The 6,876-nt window shown below is 43.8% G+C and carries 6 protein-coding genes; 5 read left to right on the forward strand and 1 reads right to left on the reverse strand.

Annotated elements, in window-relative coordinates:
- The first annotated feature begins 77 nt into the window (after positions 1–77).
- The 4 genes from KJK34_RS09270 to KJK34_RS09285 all read left to right on the forward strand — a co-directional run bounded on the left by KJK34_RS09270 (position 78) and on the right by KJK34_RS09285 (position 4,796).
- On the forward strand, positions 78–857 hold the full coding sequence (locus KJK34_RS09270) for a patatin-like phospholipase family protein (RefSeq protein ID WP_223053577.1): 780 nt from the start codon (positions 78–80) through the stop codon (positions 855–857).
- A gap of 70 nt (positions 858–927) precedes the next feature.
- Entirely contained in the window at positions 928–1,635 is a 708-nt protein-coding gene (pyrH, locus tag KJK34_RS09275; protein WP_223053578.1) for a UMP kinase, read from the forward strand.
- A 22-nt stretch (positions 1,636–1,657) separates the two neighbouring features.
- Positions 1,658–2,218: a ribosome recycling factor gene (gene frr / locus KJK34_RS09280; RefSeq protein WP_223053579.1), complete on the forward strand. Its 561-nt coding sequence runs from the start codon at positions 1,658–1,660 to the stop codon at positions 2,216–2,218.
- A gap of 91 nt (positions 2,219–2,309) precedes the next feature.
- Positions 2,310–4,796, forward strand: coding sequence for a DUF5686 family protein (locus tag KJK34_RS09285; protein ID WP_223053580.1), 2,487 nt, complete (start codon positions 2,310–2,312; stop codon positions 4,794–4,796).
- Between the two features lie 9 nt (positions 4,797–4,805).
- Here the strand turns inward: KJK34_RS09285 and KJK34_RS09290 are convergent, their stop codons facing one another.
- Positions 4,806–5,132: a DMT family transporter gene (locus tag KJK34_RS09290; RefSeq protein ID WP_223053581.1), complete on the reverse strand. Its 327-nt coding sequence runs from the start codon at positions 5,130–5,132 to the stop codon at positions 4,806–4,808.
- 143 nt (positions 5,133–5,275) lie between these two features.
- Here KJK34_RS09290 and asnS point away from each other — a divergent pair, with 143 nt between their 5' ends.
- Positions 5,276–6,709, forward strand: coding sequence for an asparagine--tRNA ligase (gene asnS, locus KJK34_RS09295; protein WP_223053582.1), 1,434 nt, complete (start codon positions 5,276–5,278; stop codon positions 6,707–6,709).
- Positions 6,710–6,876: the final 167 nt, after the last annotated feature.

Raw genomic sequence — 6,876 nt, forward strand, 5'->3', positions numbered from 1 at the left:
TACGGCAAGTTTTAACAGCCACCAATAAAACAGCATGAATAAAAGGTGTATTTTAGTACGGTAATCTTTATTAAAAAATGAAGTTCGAAAAAAGCACGATAGGCTTAATATTATCAGGTGGCGGCACTAAGGGGATAGCCCATGCGGGCGTGCTTAAGTTTCTGGAAGAAGTAAACCTGAAGCCCCACCACATAGCAGGCACGAGCAGCGGGGCCATTGTAGCCTCACTTTATGCATGCGGCAAAAAGCCCGATGAAATACTCGAATTTTTTAAATCCATCTATTTTTTCCACTGGCGGCATTTTACATTCAGGAAACCGGGTTTTATAGATTCTGATGCATTCAAAAACTATTTTTTAAGCGTTTTCGGAGACAAGCTGTTGGGAGAACTGCCCTTCAGGATGCACCTAACGGCAACCGACCTTGTTTCGGGCAAGCTGCGCATCTTCGGGCCGGAAGTAAAAATTGTGGATGCGGTACTGGCATCCTCTGCATTTCCGGGAATTATATCACCTTACGAAATTGATGGCAAACTATATAGTGACGGGGGTATATTGAACCACTTCCCTACTGATATTTTACAGGGACGCTGCGACACTCTTGTAGGGGTATATGTAAGCCCCATCCAGAAAATAGCGAAAGAAGACTTGAAAAGCATCAAGTCGGTAACCACCCGCGCTTACGACCTGCTCTCTGCCAATACCAATATGCAGAAGTTCACGCTTTGTGACTGGGTTATAAGCCCTGATGAGCTTGCCCTGTATAACACCTTTGAAACCAACAAACAAAAAATGGAAGAGATATACATGATTGGCTATGAGCAGGCAAAAAAATCGTATAATGAGCTAATAGTATAAGCAGCCGGGTTAACAATTTTGACGGAGAAAAACTTTTATTGCTATATTTGCACCAGTCAATAAAATCCCTATGAAATATAAAAGAATTCTGTTAAAACTGAGCGGTGAGGCCCTTATGGGTGACAGGCAGTATGGTATAGACCCGAAAAGGCTTGCCGAGTATGCCGAAGAAATAAGGATGATACACGATAAAGGTGTGCAGGTAGCCATAGTTATTGGCGGCGGCAACATTTTTCGCGGTGTAGCCGGAGCCAGCAATGGTATGGACAGGGTTCAGGGAGATTATATGGGCATGCTTGCCACCGTTATAAACGGTATGGCGCTGCAGGGTGCTTTAGAAGACGCCGGTATGCAGACACGCCTGCAAACAGCGCTTAAAATAGAGGCTATTGCAGAGCCTTATATTAAAAGGAGGGCTGTGCGCCACCTTGAAAAAGGCCGAATAGTAATATTCGGGGCCGGAACGGGCAACCCATACTTTACTACCGACACTGCGGCAGTATTGCGCGGTGTAGAGGTTAACGCCGATGTAATTTTGAAAGGCACACGTGTAGACGGTATTTATACCGCCGACCCTGAGAAAGATGCAACGGCTACAAAATATGACACCCTTACTTTTGAGGATGTTTTGGCAAAGGGGCTTAATGTAATGGATACCACCGCATTTACCCTGAGCCAGGAAAACGAATTGCCTATTATTGTTTTTGACATGAACAAGAAAGGTAATCTTGTAAAGGTTTGCGATGGCGAACTGGTAGGAACTACAGTAAACGTTTAATTTTTATATAGAAATTAAGGCTATGGAAGAAATTGATTTTATTTTAGATAGTACCAAAGAATCAATGAACAACTCTCTTTTGCACCTTGAAAAAGAGTTTTTAAACATACGTGCCGGTAAGGCAAGCCCTGCTATGCTTGGCGGTGTAAAAGTAGATTACTATGGCGCGGCAACCCCGCTTAGCCAGGTAGCCAACATTAACACACCCGATGCGCGCACCATTACAATTGTGCCGTGGGAAAAAAGCATGATGCAGCCTATAGAAAAGGCTATTATGATTGCTAACCTGGGCTTTAACCCGATGAATAACGGCGAAAGCATTATAATAAGCGTACCACCGCTTACGGAAGAGCGCAGGCGCGACCTTGTAAAACAGGCCAAAGCCGAGGCAGAAGAAGCTAAAATCGGTGTGCGTAATGCCCGTAAGGATGCCAACACCGAGATAAAGAAACTTGAGAAAGACGGCGTATCTGAAGATGTTTGTAAGAGTGCAGAGGATGAGGTACAGGAGCTTACCAACAGCTACATCAAAAAAGTTGATGAGCTGCTGGCACACAAAGAAGCCGAAATAATGAAAGTTTAAATATGAGATCCGCTTAACAGCGGATTTCTTATTTATGCATTATATTTACCGAAACAATTTGCCTGTTTTTCCGTTTAGCATAAAAAGGCTCATGAAAATCCTTACGCTTTTGCTGCTTTTTGCCAGCCTGGCCTGCCAGGCGCAGTTTACCGTTACCGGTACAGTACGCGAAAGTGAGAACAACTCCCCCCTGCCTTTTGCCACTATTACAACCGATAGAGGACAAACTACCGTAACTGATATAGACGGCAAATTCACCACAGATGCTACTTCATGGTTCAGCGTAAGCTATACAGGGTATAAAGCTGAAAAAATTGCCGTTATTCCCGGGCACAAAGGTTATAGCATTACCCTTACCCAGCATGCCGAACAGCTAAAAGAACTGGTGCTGGAGCGCGGCAACCCCGCCGATGCCCTTATGCGTAAGGTGTTATACAGCAAGCCGCAAAACAACCCGCAACAAAAGCTGGAAAGCTTTACATACAAAACGTACAACCGGCTGTTGGTAACGGCAAACCCCGATTCTATTTCGGGTAAGCTGGATTCTGTTTATGTGTATGAAAAAGCGGGAAGGCGCTTTGCCAAAATAGATTCTTCCGACTTTAAATTCAAAAAGATAATCGAGAAACAACACCTGTACCAGACAGAAAAGGTGTCGGAGTTCAGGTTTAATAAAGAGCAGGGTCTTAAAGAAAATGTACTGGCGACCCGCATGGCCGGCTTTAAACGCCCGCTTTATGAAATTATCGGGCTCACGCTGCAATCGTATTCGGTATATGATGACAATATAGAACTGCTGGAAACCAAGTATGCCGGGCCTGTGGGATATGATGCCCTGAATGATTATAATTATAAAATACTGGACACCGTTAGCATAGACGGGCGAAAGGCGTATATGGTTTACTTTAAGCCCAAGCGCGACAGGAAGAACAAAAAATTACAGGGTGTTTTATACATAGACAGCAGCAATTATGGCATTGCAAAAGTAGTTTTCCGGATAAAAAATGTGCTCGACATTACCTCTACCCACCTGTTCAGGTATGAAAAAAGTGTTGATGTATGGTTCCCTGACGGAAAAACCCTTAAGGTGGTAAAGGGCAACAACAAGCAGGATATAAAAATACTTGGGGAAACCATAAAGTTTGATGCTGCCGACAAAGAGCGGAGCAAAAGGGATGCGGTAGCTTCAGATTATGTTTACCTGCTTTCTGAATCGTATAATTTTGAAAAAGAATTTAATACCCCTACTCCCATACGGCATAGCGCAGTGGCAATAGAAATAACGGAAGAGGCCATAAGCCGCCCGGAGAGTTACTGGAATCGCTACCGCCGCGATACGCTTGATTCGAGGAGTATGAAAACCTATGTGGCATTAGACAGCCTTGTGGCTAAGGAAAACTGGGAGTATAAAATATTTCTCGGTAAAAAGATAATTAACGGCTATGTACCTGTCGGGATGTTTGATTTCGACCTTCGTGATATTATTAAATACAACAATTATGAGGGATTCAGGCTGGGTGTAGGCGGCATAACCAACGATAAATTTTCTGAAACATTCAGGCTTACGGGTTATGGGGCATACGGAACTAAAGACGGCGCCTTTAAATACAGCCTTGGATCGGCTGTGCGGGTGGGCAAATTCTCAGGTTCATGGGTCGGAGTTTCTTATACCGATGATGTAAGGGAAATTGCGAGTACCTCCTTTGCTACAGATAAACGGGTGTTCAAGATTTATGACCCCCGCCCTATCAACATTTCTACGTTTTACAACCACCAGACCTATCAGGCGTATATTGAAACCAAAATTATACCTAAAACAGAAAGCCACTGGCAGGTAACCCGCAGCAGGATAGACCCTAAATTCAACTATGTGTACAGCCCGGGTGGCAGGAGTTTCCCTTTATTCCATCTTACAACCGCATCTGTAGCCATACAATGGAACCCTTTCAGCGATTTTATGCAGACCCCAAACGGGCGTGTTGAAGTAGATAAACGATTCCCGAAGTTTGCATTTCAGTACACACAGTCGGTTGCAGGCATACTGGAAAGCGACCTTACTTTCGGCAAACTCGACTTCAGGGCAGAGATGGAAAAGAAATATCTGAACGGGCAAAAAACATCAGCACTCATACAAACCGGTGTTGCGGTAGGCGATAGCCCGCTTACGCATTTATACAGCACCTCGCCCAACAACCTTGATAAGGACGGCGTTTTAGGCAGGATAACACTTGCAGGCAAAAACAGCTTTGAAACCATGTATTTCAATGAGTTTTTCTCCAGCCAGTATGTTATAGTACAGCTAAAGCATGGCATGAGCCGCTTTACCATATCAAACGCAATAAAGCTTTCGCCTATGCTGGTTACGCGCTTTGCCTGGGGTAACATGGAAGAGCCCGAAGAACACGAGGGTATAGCCTTTAATACACTGGAAAAAGGATATTATGAAAGTGGTATAGAGCTTAACGAAATTTTTAAGGGCTTCGGTATTTCGGCATTTTACCGCTATGGCCCTTATCACCTGCCGCAATTCGACAGGAATATATCCCTTAAAGTAAGCTTTGTGCTAAACCTGTTTTAATGACTACTACTATTGCGATACCACCTTTAGCCCTATTATAGAAGCTATAAGCGTAGTCAGGAAAAACAGCCTCCAGAAATCTGACGGTTCTTTAAACACAAAAATACCAACCAATACTGTTCCTGCCGCACCAACCCCTGTCCACACCGCATAGGCAGTACCTATAGGAAGCTGCTGTGTCGCCTTATACAGCAGAACCATACTGATAGTAAGGCAAACAAAAAAGCCGCCCATCCAGTAAGCAGATGTTGTGCCTGTGGTTTCTTTAGCCTTGCCCAGGCAGGAGGCAAACCCAACCTCAAATAAACCTGCAATAATAAGAAGTAGCCAATTCATATCGCTAATGTAAAGTTTTCTAAATATTAAAGCTGTAAAATTTAACTTTTTTGTGGTTTTTACTACATTTGCAGGCATTTATCCGTACATTGGATGTAGCATGCACAGCAATGTAAAAGCCAAAAAATAAATTAACAGTAAAAATGAAGCACACAAAAGTTAAAGACCTGCTGAACAGCACGAAGCCGATTGATGATGTATCTGTAAAAGGATGGGTAAGAACTTTCCGTAATAATCAGTTTTTGGCGCTTAATGACGGTTCTGTTATACACAACATTCAGTGTGTAGTTGACTTTGAAAATACTCCTGCCGAAACCCTGAAAAGAATAACTACCGGCGCAGCCGTATCGGTTAAGGGCGACCTTACCGAAAGCAAAGGCAGCGGGCAGAAATATGAAATTCAGGTAAAGCAGCTTGAAATACTGGGCGACAGCGACCCGGAAGAATACCCGATTCAGCCTAAAAAACATTCCCTTGAATTTTTAAGGGAAAATGCCCACCTGCGTGTGCGCACCAATGTTTTTGGCGCGGTAATGCGCGTGCGTTCCGTACTGTCTTTTGCAGTGCACCATTACTTTCAGGACAGGGGCTTTGTATATGTAAATACCCCGGTAATTACTGGAAGTGATGCAGAGGGGGCAGGCGAAATGTTTCGTGTTACCACACTGCCTGCGCAAAACCCGCCGGCTACAGAAGAAGGTAAAGTAGATTATAAAGAAGACTTTTTCGGCAAGGAGACCAACCTTACTGTATCGGGCCAGCTTGAGGCGGAAACCTATGCTATGGCACTTGGCCAGGTATATACCTTTGGCCCTACCTTCCGTGCCGAGAACAGCAACACATCGCGCCACCTTGCCGAATTCTGGATGATAGAGCCGGAAGTAGCATTTAATGACCTTGATGCGAACATGGATCTTGCTGAAGACTTTATAAAGTACGTGATACGCTATGCACTTGAGAAATGTCCGGAGGACCTTACTTTCCTTGACCAAAGGATGAAGGATGAAGAAAAAAACAAGCCTGCTAACGAGCGCAGCGAAATGAGCCTGCTGGAAAAACTGAGGTTTGTTTTAGAGAATAACTTTAAGCGTGTAAGCTATACCGAGGCAATAGATATACTTAAAGGCTCTAAACCTAATAAGAACAAGAAGTTTAAATATATTATTGAAGAATGGGGCGCCGATTTACAGAGTGAACACGAGCGTTACCTTGTAGAAAAACACTTTAAGTCGCCTGTAATATTGTTTGATTACCCCGCAAAGATAAAGGCATTTTACATGAGGCTGAACGATGACAACAACACCGTTCGCGCTATGGATATACTATTCCCTGGTATTGGTGAGATTGTTGGCGGTTCACAAAGGGAAGAAAGGTTTGATGTGCTGAAGCAGAAAATAGCCGATATGGGCATTGATGAAAAAGAGCTTTGGTGGTATCTTGACACCCGCAGGTTTGGTACCGCAGTGCACAGTGGCTTTGGGCTTGGCTTTGAGCGCCTGGTGCTGTTTGTAACGGGCATGACTAACATTCGCGATGTTATACCTTTCCCGAGGACACCTCAAAACGCAGAGTTTTAAGAATAGTTTATAGAGAACAAAAAGGGGCTGTCTCAAAAGTGATACAGCCCTAATTTTTTTATACAAATAAGGGAGCCCGAGAGCTCCCCATATTCGGCAAGTTTATTAACTTGCGGTGTGTCAATTAAATCAAAAGTAGTCTTTAAAGATTACAATCCCAAGCAAAA

It is taken from the genome of Flavobacterium coralii (genome assembly GCF_019891545.1).
In the GTDB taxonomy this organism is placed as follows: Bacteria; Bacteroidota; Bacteroidia; order Flavobacteriales; family Flavobacteriaceae; genus Flavobacterium; species Flavobacterium coralii.